This is a genomic window from Facklamia hominis CCUG 36813, from assembly GCF_000301035.1.
GTDB lineage: Bacteria > Bacillota > Bacilli > Lactobacillales > Aerococcaceae > Facklamia > Facklamia hominis.
In genome coordinates, this window is sequence record NZ_JH932292.1 from 174,969 (window position 1) to 195,118 (window position 20,150).

Annotated in this window: 18 protein-coding genes; 15 read left to right on the forward strand and 3 right to left on the reverse strand. The window is 37.8% G+C overall.

The genetic code is table 11. The features are described from left to right. The first annotated feature begins 109 nt into the window (after positions 1-109). A complete protein-coding gene (locus tag HMPREF9706_RS00900; RefSeq protein ID WP_006907459.1) occupies positions 110-1,792 on the forward strand; it encodes a ribonuclease J in 1,683 nt (560 codons plus the stop codon). Positions 1,793-1,797: 5 nt separating this feature from the next. After that, positions 1,798-2,397 (forward strand): hypothetical protein, encoded by a 600-nt coding sequence (locus tag HMPREF9706_RS00905; RefSeq protein ID WP_006907460.1) that lies wholly within the window; start codon positions 1,798-1,800, stop codon positions 2,395-2,397. Here HMPREF9706_RS00905 and HMPREF9706_RS00910 read toward each other — a convergent pair. Beyond that, complete coding sequence (locus tag HMPREF9706_RS00910; RefSeq protein ID WP_006907461.1) at positions 2,394-4,025, reverse strand: IS1182 family transposase; 1,632 nt, start codon at positions 4,023-4,025, stop codon at positions 2,394-2,396. The two genes, HMPREF9706_RS00905 and HMPREF9706_RS00910, sit on opposite strands and share 4 nt — an antisense overlap. 191 nt (positions 4,026-4,216) lie before the next feature. Continuing rightward, on the reverse strand, positions 4,217-4,567 hold the full coding sequence (locus tag HMPREF9706_RS00915) for a hypothetical protein (protein ID WP_006907462.1): 351 nt from the start codon (positions 4,565-4,567) through the stop codon (positions 4,217-4,219). Between the two features lie 209 nt (positions 4,568-4,776). On the opposite strand from HMPREF9706_RS00915, the gene gmk reads away from it, so the two are divergent. The 10 genes from gmk to HMPREF9706_RS00965 all read left to right on the forward strand — a co-directional run bounded on the left by gmk (position 4,777) and on the right by HMPREF9706_RS00965 (position 15,503). Then, positions 4,777-5,412 (forward strand): guanylate kinase, encoded by a 636-nt coding sequence (gmk, locus tag HMPREF9706_RS00920; RefSeq protein WP_006907463.1) that lies wholly within the window; start codon positions 4,777-4,779, stop codon positions 5,410-5,412. Between the two features lie 5 nt (positions 5,413-5,417). Continuing rightward, a complete protein-coding gene (rpoZ, locus tag HMPREF9706_RS00925) occupies positions 5,418-5,615 on the forward strand; it encodes a DNA-directed RNA polymerase subunit omega (RefSeq protein ID WP_006907464.1) in 198 nt (65 codons plus the stop codon). Between the two features lie 75 nt (positions 5,616-5,690). After that, a complete protein-coding gene (priA, locus tag HMPREF9706_RS00930; protein ID WP_006907465.1) occupies positions 5,691-8,105 on the forward strand; it encodes a primosomal protein N' in 2,415 nt (804 codons plus the stop codon). 14 nt (positions 8,106-8,119) lie between these two features. Further along, positions 8,120-9,103, forward strand: coding sequence for a methionyl-tRNA formyltransferase (gene fmt / locus HMPREF9706_RS00935; RefSeq protein ID WP_006907466.1), 984 nt, complete (start codon positions 8,120-8,122; stop codon positions 9,101-9,103). Between the two features lies 1 nt (position 9,104). Next, entirely contained in the window at positions 9,105-10,469 is a 1,365-nt protein-coding gene (rsmB, locus tag HMPREF9706_RS00940; RefSeq protein ID WP_006907467.1) for a 16S rRNA (cytosine(967)-C(5))-methyltransferase RsmB, read from the forward strand. Positions 10,470-10,477: 8 nt separating this feature from the next. Then, positions 10,478-11,251: a Stp1/IreP family PP2C-type Ser/Thr phosphatase gene (locus HMPREF9706_RS00945; protein WP_006907468.1), complete on the forward strand. Its 774-nt coding sequence runs from the start codon at positions 10,478-10,480 to the stop codon at positions 11,249-11,251. Next, positions 11,244-13,229 (forward strand): Stk1 family PASTA domain-containing Ser/Thr kinase, encoded by a 1,986-nt coding sequence (gene pknB, locus HMPREF9706_RS00950; RefSeq protein ID WP_006907469.1) that lies wholly within the window; start codon positions 11,244-11,246, stop codon positions 13,227-13,229. The genes HMPREF9706_RS00945 and pknB overlap by 8 nt, the downstream gene beginning before the upstream one ends. A 20-nt stretch (positions 13,230-13,249) precedes the next feature. After that, complete coding sequence (rsgA, locus tag HMPREF9706_RS00955; RefSeq protein ID WP_006907470.1) at positions 13,250-14,185, forward strand: ribosome small subunit-dependent GTPase A; 936 nt, start codon at positions 13,250-13,252, stop codon at positions 14,183-14,185. A 9-nt stretch (positions 14,186-14,194) separates the two neighbouring features. Next, on the forward strand, positions 14,195-14,848 hold the full coding sequence (rpe, locus tag HMPREF9706_RS00960; RefSeq protein ID WP_006907471.1) for a ribulose-phosphate 3-epimerase: 654 nt from the start codon (positions 14,195-14,197) through the stop codon (positions 14,846-14,848). Beyond that, positions 14,841-15,503 carry a thiamine diphosphokinase gene (locus HMPREF9706_RS00965; protein WP_006907472.1) on the forward strand — a complete coding sequence of 221 codons (663 nt, stop codon included), beginning with the start codon at positions 14,841-14,843 and terminating at the stop codon, positions 15,501-15,503. Before rpe ends, HMPREF9706_RS00965 begins: the two co-directional genes overlap by 8 nt. A 54-nt stretch (positions 15,504-15,557) precedes the next feature. Here HMPREF9706_RS00965 and rpmB read toward each other — a convergent pair whose 3' ends face one another. After that, on the reverse strand, positions 15,558-15,746 hold the full coding sequence (rpmB, locus tag HMPREF9706_RS00970; RefSeq protein WP_006907473.1) for a 50S ribosomal protein L28: 189 nt from the start codon (positions 15,744-15,746) through the stop codon (positions 15,558-15,560). 200 nt (positions 15,747-15,946) lie between these two features. Here rpmB and HMPREF9706_RS00975 point away from each other — a divergent pair, with 200 nt between their 5' ends. From HMPREF9706_RS00975 to recG, 3 genes are all read left to right on the forward strand, one after another. Continuing rightward, on the forward strand, positions 15,947-16,303 hold the full coding sequence (locus HMPREF9706_RS00975; RefSeq protein WP_006907474.1) for an Asp23/Gls24 family envelope stress response protein: 357 nt from the start codon (positions 15,947-15,949) through the stop codon (positions 16,301-16,303). A 19-nt stretch (positions 16,304-16,322) separates the two neighbouring features. Next, positions 16,323-18,005: a DAK2 domain-containing protein gene (locus HMPREF9706_RS00980; RefSeq protein WP_006907475.1), complete on the forward strand. Its 1,683-nt coding sequence runs from the start codon at positions 16,323-16,325 to the stop codon at positions 18,003-18,005. 84 nt (positions 18,006-18,089) lie between these two features. Continuing rightward, positions 18,090-20,132, forward strand: a complete 2,043-nt coding sequence (gene recG, locus HMPREF9706_RS00985; protein ID WP_006907476.1) for an ATP-dependent DNA helicase RecG — start codon at positions 18,090-18,092, stop codon at positions 20,130-20,132. Positions 20,133-20,150: the final 18 nt, after the last annotated feature.

The window sequence follows — 20,150 nt, forward strand, 5'->3', positions numbered from 1 at the left end:
ATAGGGATATCACAACCTCTTCTTTTTATTATTGGCTAATCTATGATATACTAGGACTACTGTGTTAATCAACACAAGACAGTTTTGATAAAAATTATAGAGGTGAAAAATGACAAATATAAAAATTATTCCCTTAGGCGGTGTTCGTGAAGAAGGGAAGAGTCTGTATGTTATTGAAGTCAATCAATCTATTTTTGTATTGGATTGTGGTTTATTGTATCCAGAGGACGATTTATTAGGGATTGATTTTGTAATTCCCGATTTTTCTTATTTGAAAGAAAATGCGGATCGTGTTGTAGGGATCTTTTTATCCCATGGACATGCCGATGCTGTTGGAGCACTTCCTTTTTTATTAGGCGAAATCGATGCACCCGTCTTTGGGACACAGTTGACAATAGAGTTAGCGAGCATTGCTGCTAGAAAGCACCACCTAGAGGATCGTTTGGAGAACTTTTTTACAGTGGATGCAGAAACAGAAATTGAGTTTGATCAGGTAACCGTATCTTTCTTTTCAACCACCCATACTATACCTGATTCTGTCGGTATAGTATTGGAAACTAAAGAAGGATCGATTGTTTATACAGGAGATTTCCGTTTTGATCCTTCTGCTAGTCAACCTTATAAAACAGACTTTTCTCGTCTAACTGATTTGGGGAAGGAAAATGTGATAGCTTTGTTAAGCGATTCTGCAGCAGCAGAGTCTTCAATTGAGAATGTTTCAGACTTAGTGATTGCTGATGAGATTACTGAAGTATTTCGAAATGCAAAAGGGAGAGTCATTGTTGGAACGATTGGTTCTAATATTGCTCGGATTCAACAAGTTATGACTGCTGCTTATAAATCTGAAAGAACCATTTTTTTCCCAACAAAAGATGTTTATGAGATTGTGGATGTTGCCCTAAAATTAGATAAAATACAGATTCCAAGTAAAAATATTATTGGTCAATTTAACAAAATTAAAAATTATAAAGATGAACAAATTGTTATTTTAGCAACGGGATCTGTTGGGGAACCTATGAATATTATTCAAAGTATGGCTTTGGGTAAACATGGTAGTGTAAAATTGAAGGAAAAGGATACGGTCTATATTGCGACAACTCCTTCAGTGTCAATGGAAACAAATGTGGCGAAAACGAAGGACCTGATTTATCGAGCAGGCGCTAAGGTACTTAGTGTCAATGATCATTACAAAACTTCGGGACATGCTACCCCGAATGATCTTAAATTGCTTATGAATTTTATTCAACCACAGTATTTGATTCCAATTAATGGAGAGTATCGGATGCTCAAAGCTCATGCAGATTTAGCATTACAAGTTGGAATGGCTTCGGATCAAATCATTATCCCAGCAATAGGAGACGTAGTTCAGTATCAGAAAAATAAGATGTCGATTTCTGGCAGTGTTGAAGCTGGTGACGTCCTAGTAGATGGAAGTGGTGTTGGAGATATTGGAAATGTTGTCTTACATGATCGACAAGTTTTGAGTGAGGATGGCATTTTTGTTGTAGTGGCAACCATATCTCGGCGGTTAAAGCAAGTCTTGGTAGGACCACAAATTACCTCACGAGGATTTGTCTTTATGAAAGCATCAATTGATTTGGTAGAAGCTTGCTCAGATATCACTTTAGATGTCTTAGAAAGCCAACTCGCTTCAGATAATTTTGATTGGGGCAACTTAAAAGGAGAGTTAAAAGAAAAGATCGGAAAATTCCTTTATAAGGAAACTAAGCGACGGCCTGTTATTTTACCAATCATTATGGAAGCGTCGAGTTATCAACCGAAGAAAGGATAGTTAAGATGAATAAACGTCTTTTGCTACAAATTAGAGAAGGGTTACTAGCTATTGCCTTAACAGGATTGCTCTTTTATTTCTATGGTCGTATGGAATCTTCTCTAATGCCTTATTATTGGGCTGTTTTTCTGTGGCCACTTCTATGGTTTGCTCTTAGACAAGGAGCGGCTGCTGCAGGTATTTATGGGGGAATAGCTGGTCTTGTTTGTGGAATGCTTACTTTTCCCATTAGTGACTGGTTATCAGTGATTGTTTTCGCTATGATTCCATTTATCAGCGTTTTTGTAATGGGCTTTTTTGCTAAATATACCCAAAAAACATTGAATAATCGTCGTTACTCTTCTACAAGTTTAAATATTATTACGGGAGCACTATTAACCAATGTTTTATTTTATTTATTAAGATTTTATATAGGTCCCCTTGCAATGGGGCAGGAATCGCCCTTAAACATCACGACTGGGTCTTTTTGGGTTAGTTCTTTAGTGATGACAGCCGTAGTTAGTTTGTTATTTATTACTATAGCTAAGCTAAAGTCATCTTTCTTAATTCCAAAAAGAAGCAAATATCTAAGTCGCAAGGAGACAAGTGCTCTGTTAAATGATTAAAAAGAGGCTGTGACACAAGTCTCAAAAATACCCAGAAATTTTATCCAATAGGAGTAAAATTTCTGGGTTCTTTCTTTTTCTGTCTTTCTTAATCGCAATTTTCTTAGGTTAGCTGCCATTAGAGCTAATCCCATCTCATTATTCACGGCCTGTTTCCCTCGAACATGAAATCGAGTGAATCCCAAACAAGCCTTCAGATGACCAAATGTTGGTTCAACATTGATCTTCCGCTGGCTATAAATTGGACGATATTTCGGATCTTTTAAGAGCCCCCTTTGCTTGGCTTTGAAGTAGTCATACGAAGGATTAACCGTAATTTTTCGGACATATCCTTTCTGAGTAAGGGCTGCTTCAATTTCTTGTTGATTCTCATCGATCCGTTCTGCTTGATACTCTTTAAAATTTCTTTCAAAACCATACTTATCCGTTCGGGTGCGATAAGCGACGAAATTAAATCGTACCCCTTGAGGATCGACGTAACAGTCTTCTTTTTCATCATAGTCCCAATTCATGACTTTTGAGTCGTCACTTCGCCATTTTCGACTCTGTTCTTTAAGATACGTGCCATAAGGAATTAATGCGGTGATTTCGGGAAAGCTTTCTTCAAGATAAGTATAGTTACTTTCAGAGCCATATCCTGCATCCATACTCACCACTGAAAAGGAGCGAAACAGTGCTTGATGACTCTCAAAGAAAGGTCTTAATGTCCGCGTATCTGTCGGGTTTGAAAAAAGTTCATAAGCTAAAACAAACTGATGAGAGGTGGCAATCTGTAAATTATAGCCCGGTTTCAACTGACCATTCTTCATGGGATCTTCTTTCATTCGCATAAAGGTCGCATCGGGGTCCGTTTTTGAATACGAATGACGTTCACCTAAGATGGCTCGTTGCGTTTGATAGTGTTGATGCTTGGAATGACAATGTTTCATGCGCCTCAATTGACTCTTGACTTTTCGCCGCTCCTTTTTGTGAGGATTCGGTGACAACCGAGGAGACTCTTCGATGGTTTCCTCTAAGTCTTCTAAGCGAACTTCAAGCTGGGTAATGGTTTCTTCAAGCCCTTCAAGCGTTAGTGGGGTCTCTTCTGGAATCAACCCCATTTGATAATACTGACGCATTTCATTGACGAGTTCGGTCATCTTTTGTCGATTCATTGCTTCAAAGCGGATCGTGTTCTTTTTCCAGACAAAGCTGTACTTATTGGCATCCGCTAAGATTTTTGTCCCATCAATAAAGAGATGATCATCGATAAGTCGTTGTTGTCTTAAATACCGCACAAATTCATCATAACTTTGTTTAAGAATGTCAGCTAATTCATCGGACTGTCTAAATCGACAAATTGTACGGTAAGAAGGTACTTCATTTTGACACAACCAGATAGCGGGCAGATTTTCGCGAGCCAATTGTTCCATCGAGCGACTGGTGAAGACACCGCGAGAATAAGCATATAATAATAACTTGAGTAACATCGAGAAGTCATATTTACGAGGACGACCAAAGAGATAGGGATAATGAATCTCTAGAGAGTCCACAAATTGATGAATATAGTAGCTGATGTGATCTTCTTGAGGGCGGTATTGATAAGAGACTTCCAAATAAAGTTGATTTAGGTTATAATGAGTATGCATTTTTTGGTCCTTTCTAGGATTGAAATGGAAACAGAGGGGTGAGGTCCTCTGTTTTTTTATTGATTAACTTAATTATAACATAAAAACCGGCTGAATCGTTGTAATATCAACGATTCAGCCGGTTTTTTGGTGGACTTATGTCACAGCCTCTTTAATAAGCGGGGATAGGTGGAAAATCTCTTTCAAATAATCTAGGCAATGTTTGCTTGTGTGATGGCAGTCACTCGAATAATCTGATTGAGTTCAAGAAAAAAAGTTTTTCCTTGGCTTTGTACCTTTATCCAAGCATTGTTGAGGATTGGTGATAAGATGAGACAATTTTGTTCTGTCATCTTGAGTGTATTATTAGAATCATAATATTCAAAAAGAATTCTGATCGCCTTTTGATTAATATAATGGACCTGCAAAGATTTCTTTACATGATTAAGTTCTTGCATAATCTCTGTATCAGATTCTAAATGAGCAGGTTGAAGGAAAGGCTGAAAAAGTGTTTGAGTAAATCGACCTAATAGTTTTTTACGATGAGAATAACTTGCCTCCATGTAATCATAACCCCTCTCAATGCGAACGCTTGTTCTTTCTTTATAATCTTATTATACGAACGTACGTTCAATATGTCAAGGGAGATACGAACAAAAATTCGTTTTTTAAATTTAAAAATTGTTCAATACTGGAGTAACTTGCTTCGAGAGACTTTGAGTTCTTTATAAAATGTGCTAGAATAAATCATATTATGTATGGGAGGTATATTATGACCAAACAGAGAGGGTTACTTGTCATTCTATCTGGACCGTCAGGAGTTGGAAAAGGGACTGTCAGAGCAGCGGTATTTAAGCAGGAAGATTGTGAGTATGTCTATTCCGTATCTGCCACCACTCGTTCAGCTAGACCCGGAGAAATTGATGGAAAAGACTATTTTTTTGTAAAACGAGAAGAATTTGAATCTTTAATTGCAAATCAAGCTCTGTTGGAATATGCCGAATATGTTGGAAACTATTATGGGACTCCCTTAGACAATATTGAAAAGAATCTAGCGGAAGGCTACGATGTTTTTCTAGAGATTGAAGTACAAGGAGCTAGCAAAGTGCGTCAAAGGATGCCGGAGGGAATTTTTATCTTCTTAGCACCACCATCTTTAAATGAGCTTGAAACCCGTTTGGTTGATCGTGGAACAGACTCAAAAGAAAAGATTGCTCAGCGTATGAAACAAGCCAAGCATGAGATTGAAATGATGGCTGAGTATGACTATGTGGTAGTTAATGATCAAGTTGATAATGCAGTTCGTAAAATAAATGCTATAATAGAATGTGAGCATTTGCGCGTTTCACGTGTGATTGATAAGATCCAGATTGGCATGGATCAGTATTTAAATAATAAAGGAGAATGAGTATTATGATGTTATATCCGTCAATTGATGAACTCTTAGAAAAGGAACCCTCAAAATATTCTTTAATCATTTTAGCGAGTAAGCGGGCAAGACAGATGCATGAGTTCAAAATGATGCAATTGAATCAATATAAATCAGTTAAGACAATCGGTAAAGCACTTGAAGAAGTGAATGCAGGTTTGTTGTCTGTAGATCGTTCTTAATGATAATTTAAATGAAAACCACTATGTCTAACTTGTTAGAAGGGCATAGGGGTTTTTTGTTAAGGGGGTGATAAGATGTTTGTTGAAGTTGTTGTCGATATACCGAGTGCTCAAGTGAACCATACTTTTGAATATCATGTTCCTAAGGAATGGCAAGATGCGCTGGAATTAGGGATGCGAGTTGAAGTTCCCTTTGGTGCTCGTAAGTTAATGGCTATTGTCGTAGCTATCAAAGATCAAGTTGAATTTGAAGGAACAATCCGTGATATAACAACCGTATTAGATTATCAATCTTATCTTAATGAAGAATTGATCAAATTGTCACAAGAATTGAGTTATCGTTTACAATGTTATTGGATATCTGTTCTTCAGGCGATGCTACCTTCTATGCTTAGAGTTAAATATCGAACCGTTTTTAGGATTCTTGACAATGACCCTTTATTATCGAAAGTAGACTTATCTGATACGGACCAGGTTCCTGAAATAGCTAAACATGATCTTGAAACATTCTTAACCCCTAATCAAATTAAACAATTAATTCGATTAAATAAAATACGAATCGAATATCGGGTCTTGGATCAAAAGACTCAAAAAAAATTGCACTACATTTCTCCGGACTCATATGATCCAGATATACTTAAAAAAAACATTCAAACTTTATCTAAAAGAAGTAAAAAGCAGATCCAGGTATTACAGTATTTACAGAATCAACCACCAAAAAGTCCATTGACCATTCAAGAATTGTCGAAAGCGGCTGAGGTGTCAAAATCGGTAATTGATCGTCTTATTGACCAAGAAATTTTAGCAGTCTATGAAGCGGATGAATACCGTCGGCCTGATCAAATTGATCAGATTGAAGTTAATCACGCTCGCCCCTTATTAACCTCTCAACAGTTGGCCTTTGACCAGCTTGCGGAGTGTCTTGATCAAAAGAAAGCACAAACATTTTTATTAGAAGGTGTTACTGGGTCTGGCAAAACGGAAGTATATCTACAGTTAATTGCAAAAGTTCTATCTGAATCGAGAACAGCTATGTTATTAGTACCGGAAATTTCCTTAACACCTCAGATGGTAAGACAGGTAGTTGGACGTTTTGGAAAGGGAGTCGCTGTTCTTCATTCTGGCCTTTCTGTTAGTGAAAGATATGATGAATGGCGGCGAATTATTAATCAAGAAGCCAAGATTGTTGTTGGAGCACGTTCATCTGTTTTTGCACCACTGAAGAATATTGGGTTAATTATTATTGATGAAGAACATGAAACAACCTATAAGCAAAATGAAAATCCACGTTATCATGCTCGCGATGTTGCTCAGTGGCGGTCAAAATATCACGGAGCTTGTTTACTATTAGGATCTGCTACTCCTTCCTTAGAGTCTAGGGCTAGGGCCGAAGTGAATCGATATCAATTAATTCATATGGATCAACGAATTAATCAACGCCCCTTACCTCCAGTAGAAATTATAGATATGCGGCAAAATCTGGAGGAGCAGGGGCAGCTCATTTTGTCTCAAAAGTTAGAAAAAGCGATTCAACAGCGGATTGATCGTGAAGAGCAGGTAGTCCTATTGCTTAATCGCCGAGGCTATGCTTCTTATATTATGTGTCGATCTTGTGGGAATGTATTGCAATGCCCGCATTGTGATATTTCATTAACCTATCATAAGTTTGACCAATCCTTAAAATGCCATTATTGTGATTATCATACTCCTTTGATTCGTCATTGCCCTCGATGTGGAAGTGACCATTTACGAAAACAGGGAATGGGGACTCAGAAGGTCTTTGAAAATTTAAAAGAGTTATTTCCGAATACGCCAGTTATTCGAATGGATAACGATACTACTCGACGAAAGGGAGCTCATGCAAGATTATTGAATGAGTTTTCAAACCAGAAGTCGGCGATTCTTCTAGGGACACAAATGATTGCAAAGGGGCTTGATTTTGAGAACGTAACCTTAGTAGGGGTAATTAATGCAGATACGGGCCTTAATTTACCTGATTTTCGTGCAGGAGAAAAGACCTTTCAACTTTTAACTCAAGTTGCTGGGCGAACAGGACGAGGACGACTGCAAGGTCAAGTTATTATCCAAACCTATAATCCAGATAATTATGTGATTCAATTTGCTAGTCAACATAATTATGAAGAGTTTTTTTATTATGAAATGAAGCGCCGTCATATTGGGAAATATCCACCTTATTACTATACGTGTTCCATTAAATTGTCAAGCAAAAACCGAGCCAAAGCACAGCAGGCTATTTTTGAAGTGAAGTTGGAACTACAAGAAATATTAAAGGGTAAAGAAGTAATTATTCTAGGTCCATCTAATAGTGGGATTGAGCGGATCAATGATTACTATCATTTTATGCTTTTATTAAAGTTTAAAGAGCGTGATATTTTATCAAAATATCAATTTGAGACTTTAGATAGTCAACTTGCGGAAAAAAAAGGAATTTATATCCAAATTGATCATGAGCCGCAGTATTTTATATAGAAAGTGGGATTTGAGTGAAAAAAGTTATTTTTATGGGAACGCCTGAGTTTGCAGCAACCATTCTACAAGGATTAGTCGAAGATGTTGATGTGCATGTACAGGCAGTTGTTACGCAACCAGATCGTCCAGTAGGTCGAAAAAGGATTTTGACACCACCACCGGTAAAATTACTAGCCCAATCGTATCAAATCCCTGTTTATCAACCAGAACGATTTCAGGGTTCTAATGAACATGCTGCTTTGCTCAAATTAGGTGCGGATTTGATTATAACGGCGGCCTATGGTCAGATACTCCCTAAAGATATACTGGATAGTGCTAAAGAGGGCGCTATTAATGTTCATGCCTCTTTACTTCCTAAATATCGGGGTGGAGCCCCTATTCAGTATGCTATTTGGCAGCAGGAAGAGGAAACCGGAGTATCCATCATGGCAATGACTGAAGAGTTGGATGCAGGAGCTATTTATGCTCAAACTAGTCTCGCAATTCAAGAACACGATGATGCCGGCAGCTTATTTCAAAAATTAGCTTTAATAGGCAAAGAACTATTGCTCTCTACCTTGCCTAAAATATTTGAAGGAGCAATCCAACCAGTGGAACAAGAGGAAGATAAAGTTACTTATGCACCGGTCTTGAAAAAAAGCGACGAAATCATTCAATGGGAAAAGACAGCGGTTGAAATTGATCATCACATTCGTGCTTTTAGGCCCAATCCAACGACCTATACATTTTTATCAGGCCAACGCGTAAAAATTTGGGATGGACATCCAGTTCAAAAAACGGATGTGATGAATCGATTGACGACAAAAGAGTATGTTCCAGGAACGATCGTTGTAAGTGATGATCAAGCCTTTTATGTTCAATGTGGTAATCAGACTTATTATGCTGTCGAAATTTACCAACCTGCCGGGAAAAAGAAAATGCCTGTTTCTGAATTCTTAAAAGGACAAAATTTAAAAGAATTTATTGGTCAACAATTTACGAGTGAAATAGGGGAATAATATGAAAGTAAAAGCCAAGGCCAAACATAAATTAAAATCTTATTTAAGATGGGATATGTTATATATTTTGGATAAGATTGACCAGGGTGGTGAATATTCAAATGTGGTCCTGGATCGCTATATTCAAAATAGTAAGCGAGATCAACGTGATATAGATCTTTTGGTTAGAGTTGTATACGGAAGCGTTCAGCGACGTAAAACGCTTGATTTTTTAATCGAACCATACATACAAGGGAAAAAAGTGGAATCTTGGGTTCGAAGTCTTTTAAGAATGTCAGTTTTTCAAATGGTTTATTTAGACCGTATTCCTAATTATGCCATTGTTGATGAGGCAGTCACGATTGCTAAAACGAATGGGCATCAAGGACTTGGTAAATTTGTGAATGGTGTATTACGCCAGTTTATGCGTCATCCATTGCGTTCTATAGAGCTCATTAAAGATCCTATTAAACGTCTTGCGATTACTTATTCAATCGATGATTGGCTTGTCGAATACTTCTCTAAACATCTTTCGGAGGAGTCATTAGAGCGATTTTTAGCGAGCCTAAATGAGGAACCTCTTATCAGCGCTCGGATCAATCCCTTGAAGATCACACAGAAACAAGCTATAGATTGGTTTAATTTGCGAGGAATGCCGGTTGAAGGAAGTCCAATTTCAAGCTTTGGGTTACGTTTTGAAAAGAAGACACCGATTCATTCTGAACTATTTAAAGAAGGTGCTTTAACTATTCAAGATGAATCTTCCATGTTGGTAGCTCCACTTGGACAATTGAAAGGACATGAAAAAGTTCTGGATGTTTGTGCAGCACCTGGGGGAAAAGCAACTCATATTGCTAGTTTACTTGATAACGGGCATTTATGGGCTCTAGACATTTCACAACGCAAGTTGAAAATTTTGGCTGATCATTTAGATCGGATGAACTTGAGCGATCGGGTAACAGTACACGCAACGGATGCACTGAAGTATTCCCCAGATTTTCAAGATTTATTTGATGTGATATACTTAGATGCACCCTGTTCAGGTACTGGACTGATGCGTCGAAAACCAGAAATTAAATACCGAAAAGATCAAACTTCGATTGACTCACTTTGCCAAATTCAAGATCAGCTGCTGGAGAAAGCCGCTAGTCTTTTAAAGCCAGGAGGTCGATTGATTTATTCAACATGTTCTTTGGTATATGAAGAAAATGAGTATCAGGTTCAAAGTTTCCTAAAAAAACATTCAAATTTTATGATAGATCCTGTAAAGGAAGAGGAGGGTGTGCCTAAAAAGCTCTTAACTGAGGAAGGGTATGTCCGGGTGTGGCCTCAGGTTTATCACACAGATGGCTTTTTTATTAGTCGATTCATAAAATCAAAGGATTGAGGTGGAAGATGGAGATCGTAGTTCATACGCATATTGGTAAAAAGCGGACTAGCAATCAAGATTATGCAGATTACTTTGTATCACCGGGAAAACAAGCTTTACTCATTCTCTGTGATGGCGTGGGTGGCAACCTAGCTGGAGATGTAGCGAGTAAAAAGACAACGGAGTTTATTGGTCAACATTTTTTAACTCTTAAAGATCCATTGGATCTTGTACAAATGAAAGACTGGTTACAGGTAATTATGAGTCAGGTTAACCAATATATTAGTTTAGAGGCTCAAAATAATGAGGACCAACATGGAATGGGAACGACGCTTGTATTGGCGACTCAGGTCGAAGATCAACTTCTTATTGCACATGTGGGAGACTCAAGAGCTTATGCATATAATAATCAAGGCCAATTAATTCGTCTAACGGATGATCATTCTCTAGTGAATGAGTTGATTCGATCAGGTCAAATCACCCCTGAAGAAGGAATTAATCACCCACGAAGAAATGTGGTTACTCAATCGATTGGCCAGCCTGTTGATTTAAAAACGGAAGTGAATAACTTTTCGGTTGAAGATCTCCGTCTATTGCTACTATGTTCAGATGGTTTAAATACGATGGTAAGTGATGAAGAGATTCAAGCTATTATTCAGTCCACTATTGATTTGTCAGATCTCGATTATTTAGCAGATCGATTAATCGAAGCGGCTAATGAAGCGGGTGGGTTAGATAATATTACGCTGATTTTAGCCAAGGATTTTAGAATAAGTGGGGAGGAGGAGTGCCATGATTGAAATACATGATAAATTATCGAATCGTTATGTTTTGAACGCTTTGATAGGTTCTGGAGGAATGGCTAATGTATTCTTGGCACACGACCTTATTCTAGACCGAGATGTAGCTGTCAAAGTCCTTCGATATGACTTTCAGGATAACCAAGATGCAATAAAAAGGTTTCAGCGCGAAGCTATTTCAGCTAGTCAATTACTTCATCCTAATATCGTTGAAGTTTATGATGTTGATGAACATGAAAAGCAGCAATATATAGTAATGGAATATGTGAAAGGACAAGATTTAAAATCATTTATTCGTGAACACGCGCCGGTTCAGCTAGAACTTGTTGTATCTATTATGAGTCAAATTGTAGCTGGTATTGATGCTGCTCACCGCAATCGGATTATTCACCGGGATATTAAGCCACAAAACGTCTTAATTACAGATCAAAATGTGGCAAAAATAACGGATTTTGGGATTGCTGTGGCTCTTTCTGATACATCAATTACTCAGACCAATACTTTATTGGGTTCGGTACACTATCTATCTCCAGAGCAGGCCAGAGGATCTGCAGCAACTACCAAATCGGATATTTATGCTATGGGAGTTGTTTTATATGAATTAATCACTGGTAAAGTTCCTCATGATGGGGAATCGGCCGTATCCATCGCTTTAAAACATTTCCAGGAACCTTTCCCAAGGATTAAAGATCAATTAGATTATGTTCCTCAAAGTCTGGAAAATGTGGTATTAAAAGCGACTGCTAAAGATGCAGAAGACCGCTATAAATCAGCTCAGGAAATGTTGAATGACTTGACAACCGCTTTATCGCTTAAGCGCATGAACGAGCCAATATTTACCCCAGGCAAGACAAAATTAAAGGAAACTTCTCATAAAGATTCTCAAAAACTTTTGGAAGAAACGTCAAAGCCAGAAGAACTAGTAGCTCCTGAACCTTTAGATGAAACAATTTATGCAGGTTATGACTATTCTGATAATCTAAAAAAATCGAAAAAATGGGTAAAAAGTTTTAAATATTTCTTGTCTGTCTTGTTAATAGCTCTGGTAGGATTAATGTTATTTTTTGCTTATCGAATGGTTATGGGACGAGTTAACGTGCCTGAATTGACGGATTTAACTCAGGATCAAGCACAATCATTATTGGCGGATTTTGATTTGATACTCGGTAAAACAGAAGTAGTCTATGATGAGACTGTTCCACAAGGTGAAGTGATTGAAACCCAACCAAAAGCGGGGGAACGTGTTAACCGTCATTCAGCAGTAGACATTGTGATTTCTGATGGTAAGCCTCGTGTGAAGATTGGTAATTATGTCGGTCGAGACTATGAACCTGTAAGACGAGAATTGATCGATTCTGGATTTATCGTTGATTTACGTTATTTGGCTTCAGGATCCGATGAAGCAGGCAAAATTTTAGAGCAATCGATTCAACCTGGGCAGGAAGTTGTTGCTGAAGATTCAACCATTACTTTAGTGATCGGCTCAGATTCTAAAGATACCAGCATGCAAGACTTTTATAATTTATCATTGGATATGGTTTATAAGTTTGCTGATGCGTATGGCCTATATATCGAAGAGTCTTATGAGTATCATGACTATATACCCAAGGGTCGAGTTATTCGTCAAGATCCTCTATCAGGTACGCCTCTAACTGCTGGTGATACCATCCATGTGGTTATTTCTCAAGGAAAAGAAGAAAAGCAAGAATTAAAGGTCAGTCAAACTTTCTATATTGAATATGTGCCTCAATATGCCAAACAAGACTATCAAAAAGAAAAGCCACTACCTAATAAAATTCAAGTTTTTATCGGAGATCAGCGCAATAATATTAATAATGTCGCTAAGGAATTTGAGATTACTCAATCGCAAGAATTAGAGATAACGCTCTATATTCCTGATGACGGATATGGACAATATCGAATTGTTCGTGATGGTGAAGTGATTGAAGAAAGTTCAAATGTATATCCTAATTCATAATCTTATATCTAGGAGGGGCTATGGGAGAAGCAGATAAAAAAGTTCTAACGGGAATCATTTATCAAGCTGTAGCAGGTTTTTATTATGTGTGGTCAAACGATCAATCCTATACAACTAAGCCAAGGGGAAATTTTCGTCATCAAAAATTAAAACCTTTGGTTGGAGACTATGTCCAATTTGAGATGGATTTAGAAGATGATACATCTGTAGGACGAATATTTAAAATGGAGCCTCGCAAAAATAGGCTGCTACGCCCACCCATAGCAAATGTCGATTATGCTCTATTAATGCTCTCTTTAAAAGAACCCGATTTTTCCTATAATCTATTAGATCATTTTTTAGTGTTACTTGAGTCCTATAAAATCAAGCCGATTATTCTTTTGAGTAAAGTTGACTTATTAAAAGAGTCTATTTCGCCTCAAAAAGCTGAGGAACGGATCCAGGAAATTAGGACACTCTATCAAAATATCGGTTATTCAGTGATAGCTTTGGATAGGACTGGGCAGGATGACCTAAGTCCTTTAATTGATATAATTCATGATGGGGTTTATGTGGTTATTGGACAATCAGGAGTTGGGAAGTCGACCTTATTAAATCGTTTGATTCCTAATTTAGAATTAGAAACATCGGCGATTTCGCAGTCATTAAATCGAGGCCGGCATACTACAAGACAGGTGAGCCTGTATGCTTATAAAGATGGCTTAATCGCAGATACACCAGGTTTTTCGTCGATTTCCTATGACCATTTATCCCTCGAAAATTTGTCTTTGTGTTTTCCTGAAATTAAAGAAGCAAGTTATGGTTGCCGTTTTTCAACCTGTGTTCATCTTAATGAACCTCATTGTCATGTGAAATCCATGGTTGGCGAAGGTCAAATTGCCGTGTCCCGTTATCAAAATTATGTATCTCTTTATCAAAAACTGGCGGAACGTCCAAAAAATTATAACAGAAAGTAAGTGACTATCATGAAAATAGCACCGTCCATGTTAAGTGCAGATTTTAATCAATTAGCAGCTGATATCCAACGAATTGAGCGAATGGGAGTAGAGTATCTTCATATTGATCTTATGGATGGACAATTTGTTCCTAACATCTCCTTTGGGCCGATGGTTTACGCAGGTTTAAGAAAGAAATCGAATTTGGTCTTTGATTGTCATATGATGGTTGATCGACCAGAACGTTATATTGAAAGTGTTGCAGAGGCTGGGGCAGATATTATTACTATTCACCAGGAAGCGTGCTTGCATCTTCATTCAGCGCTTCAACAGATCCACCAGTTAAACAAGAAGGCAGGAGTTGCTATTAACCCGGCTACTTCGGTTGAGTCTATTATTCCGATTTTAGATATGGTAGATCAAGTATTAGTAATGACAGTAAATCCAGGATTTGGAGGCCAAGCATTTATCCCTTCCACATTGAAAAAGGTCACTCAGCTAGCTAAAATACGCAATTCAGAAGAGTTAAAATTTGAAATTGAGGTGGATGGTGGTGTTAATGACCGTACAGCTCGAGACTGTGTTAAAGCTGCTGCCGATGTGCTAGTAGCAGGGTCGTACATCTTTAATCATAAAGATCCTCAACAAGCGATTGATCAATTAAGGAGCGCTTCGGATGACTAACATTGTCATAGTTGCTGGTGGGCCTAATCCAGATTTGAATCAGTTATTCGATCTTGATGCGAAAGAAAACTATTATATTGGAGTGGATAGGGGAGCCTGGTTGCTTAAAAAAGCAGGTCTTCCCCTTGATTATGCAGTCGGAGACTTTGACTCTATTTCAGAGGATGAACTAAAGCAGATTCGCCAATATGCTAAGGAGTTTGAGCAATTTCCTCCCGAAAAAGATGACACTGATTTAGAATTAGCCTTACTAAAGGTATTATCGATGACAGAGATAGGGTCGGTTACAATATTTGGGGGAATTGGTAACGGTAAGGGGCGAATAGATCACCTCATAGCCAATTTCTATTTAGTCTATCAAGAACGATTTAGAAATTTGATTGAGAAAATTCATTTTTTGGAAGAAAAGACGTCTATCTGCTTCTATTTACCAGGTGATCACCTAATTGATCCCTTATTCCAAAGGCCATATGTATCAGTTGTCGGACTAACTCCTTTAGATAAGTTGACTTTAAAAGGGGTGAAGTATGAGTTGGATCATATACGGACCAATCATCCTTGCGCTTATATTTCTAATGAATTTTTAGTGGATCAAGATTTTATATTGAGTTTCGAAAAAGGTATTGTTGGAGTGATTCAGACTATTGATAAATAAAAAGAGATCTTTCATTTTGAAAGATCTCTTTTTTATAGACTGGTAATTAAGGCCTTAGGCACGTTCTACCTTGCCTGATTTTAAAGCACGAGCTGATACCCAAACCTTTTTAGGTTGACCATCAATCATCACACGAACTTTTTGTAAGTTGGCGCCAAAACGACGTTTTGATTTGTTCATAGCGTGCGAGCGGTTGTTACCTGAGACAGCTTTACGTCCAGTGAAATAACATTCTTTAGCCATAGTCTAGCCTCCTTCTTCTGCTAGCAAATGAATTGCTTGATTTCATACTTGAATAATTTACCATAATTTCGCATGAGTAGCAAGTTTTGAATATAAATAATGGATTATTTCTCAAGTTTACTATTTAGTCAGTGAATAATAGATGATTCTACGGCTGGTTTGTGCTAAACTGATAAAGATATCAAAAAGGAGGTATCAGAATGGCTATTAATATCCAAACTCCTAACGGAGAAATAACGCTCACCAATGATGTGATTTCAATTGTCGTTGGAGCAGCTGTTACTGATAATTATGGTGTTGTGGGAATGGTTAGCAAACACTTCTTCCGTGACAATTTAACAGAAATTTTGAAAAAAGAAAATTATTCCAAAGGAGTGGTTATCACTCAAGATGGAAGTGACATCTCTGTAGATATTTATATTGTGGTATCTTATGGGACAAAAATTTCTGTCATCTGTCAGAATATACAACAAGCTGTTAAATATAATGTTGAACAACTTTTAGGCTTTGAACTCGCTTATGTCAATGTTCACGTTCAAGGCGTTAAGATTGACTAATTGCTTTAGGAGGTAAAGTGTGAAATTAACAACGATGCAAGCATCTGAATTCAAAAAAATGTTTATGACAGGTGCTGACAACTTAGCAAATAATGTTGATTTAGTGAATGCATTGAATGTCTTTCCTGTCCCAGATGGGGATACAGGTACTAATATGAATATGACTTTTCAATCTGGTGTTGCGAGCATGATGGAATCCTCGACTCATTCAGTCGGTGAATTAGCAACCAAAGTAGCTAAGGGGCTTTTGATGGGAGCAAGAGGTAACTCAGGTGTTATCCTTTCTCAGATTTTCAGAGGCTTTTCTCAAGCAATTGCAGACCTAGAATCCCTCGATAGCCAAAGCTTTGCAAAAGCTTTTATGGGTGGAGTAGAGTCTGCTTATAAAGCAGTTATGAAGCCAGTTGAAGGAACTATTTTAACGGTTGCCAGAGAATCCGCTCTACGTGGAGAAAAGAAAGCTCAGCAAACTGAAGATATCGTTGAAGTGATGGAATCCATTGTTAAGGGAGCTCAAGAGTCTCTGGATCATACACCGGAATTATTGCCAGTCTTAAAGCAAGTAGGTGTTGTGGATTCTGGTGGTAAAGGTTTACTTTGCATTTATGAAGGTTTCTTAGCTTCATTAACTGGTCAAAGCCTTACTGAAAAGGAAGAAGCTTCAGTCAATCAACATGCTCATGCTATTTTTGAAGAAAAGAATGAACATCCAGTAAGAATGGAAGACATCACTTTTGGCTATTGTACTGAAATTATGGTGCGTATTAGCCAAGATTATTCAAAACATCAAGTCTTTAATTATGAAGACTTTCGTCAAACATTGAATAAAATGGGAGATTCTTTATTAGTTGTCGCTGATGATGAGATTATTAAAGTTCATGTTCATACGGAAGATCCTGGTAAAGTGATGCAATTAGGTCAAAGTTATGGTGAATTAATTAAGGTTAAAGTTGAAAATATGCGTGAACAGGTGCGGAGCCTTGAAGCAAAAGAGGAAGCTTTGAAGCAGCCAAGTGATCTATTGTCAGAACACCCGGTTCAAGAAAAAGAATTTGCTATTATTGCAGTCGCATCGGGTCAAGGATTAATTGATTTATTTAAATCAATGGGAGTATCCTATGTGATTGCAGGGGGTCAGACAATGAACCCATCAACGCAGGATTTTGTTGAAGCAATGGATCAAGTCCATGCTAAAAATATTTTGATTTTACCAAATAACAAAAATATCCAAATGGCTGCTGAACAGGCGACCCAAGTTGCTCAAGTACCGGCTAAGGTGGTAGCAACTAAGTCGATTACACAAGGAATTGCAGCGATGTTGATGTTTAACCCAGAAGCATCCATTGAAGAAAATCAGGAAATTATGCAAAATTATGCTCAAAGCACCGCGTCAGGTCAAATCACAACAGCCATTCGAGATAGTCAGATTAATGATATTTCAATTAAAGAAAATGACTTTATGGCTATTCTTGATGGAAATATTATTCTAGCTGATGAAGATCTTTCCTACGTGTTAAAGACTTTGATTTTAGAGATGATCGAAGATGATTCGGAATTAGTAACACTCATTGTGGGAGAGACAGGCTCACAGGCACTAGCAGATGAAATAGAAGCTGTGTTACAAGAAAGTCATCCTGATATTGAAGTTGAAGTGATTCAAGGGGATCAACCTGTTTATCAATATTTTGTTTCGGTGGATTAAGCATAGTGTACTTTAAGTTAGGGACGGATTTAAAAGCTTGATCGGAGCTTTTACCGTCCTTTTTTCTATAAAAAGGAGGCAGATATGTGTCAATCGAACATAAAGGACATAAGGATTGATCAAGTTAAGGGTGTTGGTCCTAAAACTGTTCAGAAATTTATCCAACTGGGGATTGAAACAGTGGAAGACTTATTTTTTCATATTCCTTTTCGTTATGAGGATCTGCAAGAAAGAGAAATCACTAGTCTTTTAGACCAAGAAAAAGTGGTGCTCAGAGGGACAGTAGTATCGCCACCGCTTGTAACTTTTTATGGAAATAAGAAAAGTCGCTTATGGTTTAAAATGGCGGTCGATGAATATAATATTATTTCAGTTGTTTTCTTTAACCAGCATTATCTAAAGAATTCAATTGTTTTAGGTGAATCCGTAGCGGTATATGGAAAGTGGCAAGCGAATCGTCAAGAATTGCTTGCTATGAAGCTTTTGGGTAAGCAATCAAGTCAAGACTTTTCTCCAATTTATCGAACCATTCAAGGTTTGAAACAAGGTCAAATCCAAAAAATTATCAGACAAGCTTTTGTAGATTATGGATCATTAATTGAAGAGGATTTGCCGGATTATGTGAACGGGTATTTTGACTTACTGCCCTTAAATCAAGCACTTTATGCCATGCATTTTCCTGCAAATGACCAAGAGTATCAATATGCAAAGCATAAACTGAAAGTTCGAGAAGCATTTATATATCAATGGCAATTGCAAGGAATGAAACACGATCAAGAAACTCAAAAAGGTTATCAGATTCATTATGACTTAGATCAACTTCGCCAAGCAATTCAAGCCATTCCCTTTGAATTAACTAATAGTCAAAAGAAAGCGGTTAATGCTATTTGTTATGATTTCTTACAAGTGTATCCTATGCAAAGATTACTCCAAGGAGATGTGGGGTCAGGAAAAACATTGGTTGCCTTTCTTGCTATGATAGCTACTGTTTCTGCTGGTTTTCAGGCCTGTTTAATGGCACCCACCGAGATTTTGGCGATTCAGCATCAAGTGGCATTTAATCGTTATTTTGAAGCGGTCGGTCTGCATGCCGAACTATTAACCTCTCAAATGGATCCGACTCAAAAAAGTCAGGTCATTTCAGGGTTAAAAACAGGTCGGATTCGACTCGTGATTGGCACGCATGCTTTGTTCCAAGCGGGTGTTTCATATAAGGATTTGGCTTTTGTGGTAATTGATGAACAACATCGCTTTGGTGTCGGCCAAAGACAGGCTTTATCTGAAAAAGCGGCGGGTGATTTTAAAGCAAATAACCTGCAAATGACGGCCACTCCCATTCCAAGGTCTTTAGCTCAAACTTTGTATGCTAATCTAAATGTTACTAGTCTTGAGGAATTACCATCTGGTCGACAACCAATTGAGACCAAGCTATTAGAAGAAGGACAGATGGACCAAGTCTTTGAATCGATACAAGATCAGGTTGAAAAGGGGCATCAGGTTTATTATGTTTTACCGATGATTCAATCTTCGGATGCAATGACAGACGTAGAAAATGTCGAGAATGTGGCTTTGACTTTGAAGCAACGCTTCCCGAATTATCGAATGGGACTTTTGCATGGACAGCTGTCGAAAGAAGCCCAGTTGTTTTCGATGGACCAATTTAAAAAGGGAGAGCTAGATATTTTGGTTGCTACTTCTATGGTAGAAGTGGGAGTGGATGTTCCAAATGCAACTCTTATGGTTATTCAATCGGCAGAACGTTTCGGTTTAGCCCAATTACATCAATTACGCGGTCGAGTCGGGCGGTCGAATCTTCCTTCATATTGTTTATTGGTCGCTCAGATCAAAACTGAACAAGCCAAGAAGCGACTACAGATGATGACGGAAAGCCAGGATGGATTTGCTTTGTCCAAAGAGGATCTGAAAATTCGTGGAATGGGGGATATTCTAGGAAGAAATCAAAGTGGCCTGCCTGAATTTCAATTAATTCATCCGATTGAAGATCAAGAACTTTTAGTAAACACCTATAAAATGGTGGCCTATCTTCAAAGCCATTTAGAAAATCTGTCAAGTATGGAACAGCAACGTTTAAACACTTTATTAACTCGTACAAAAATGGAGTATTAATTGGAGGGGAAGTTAAGT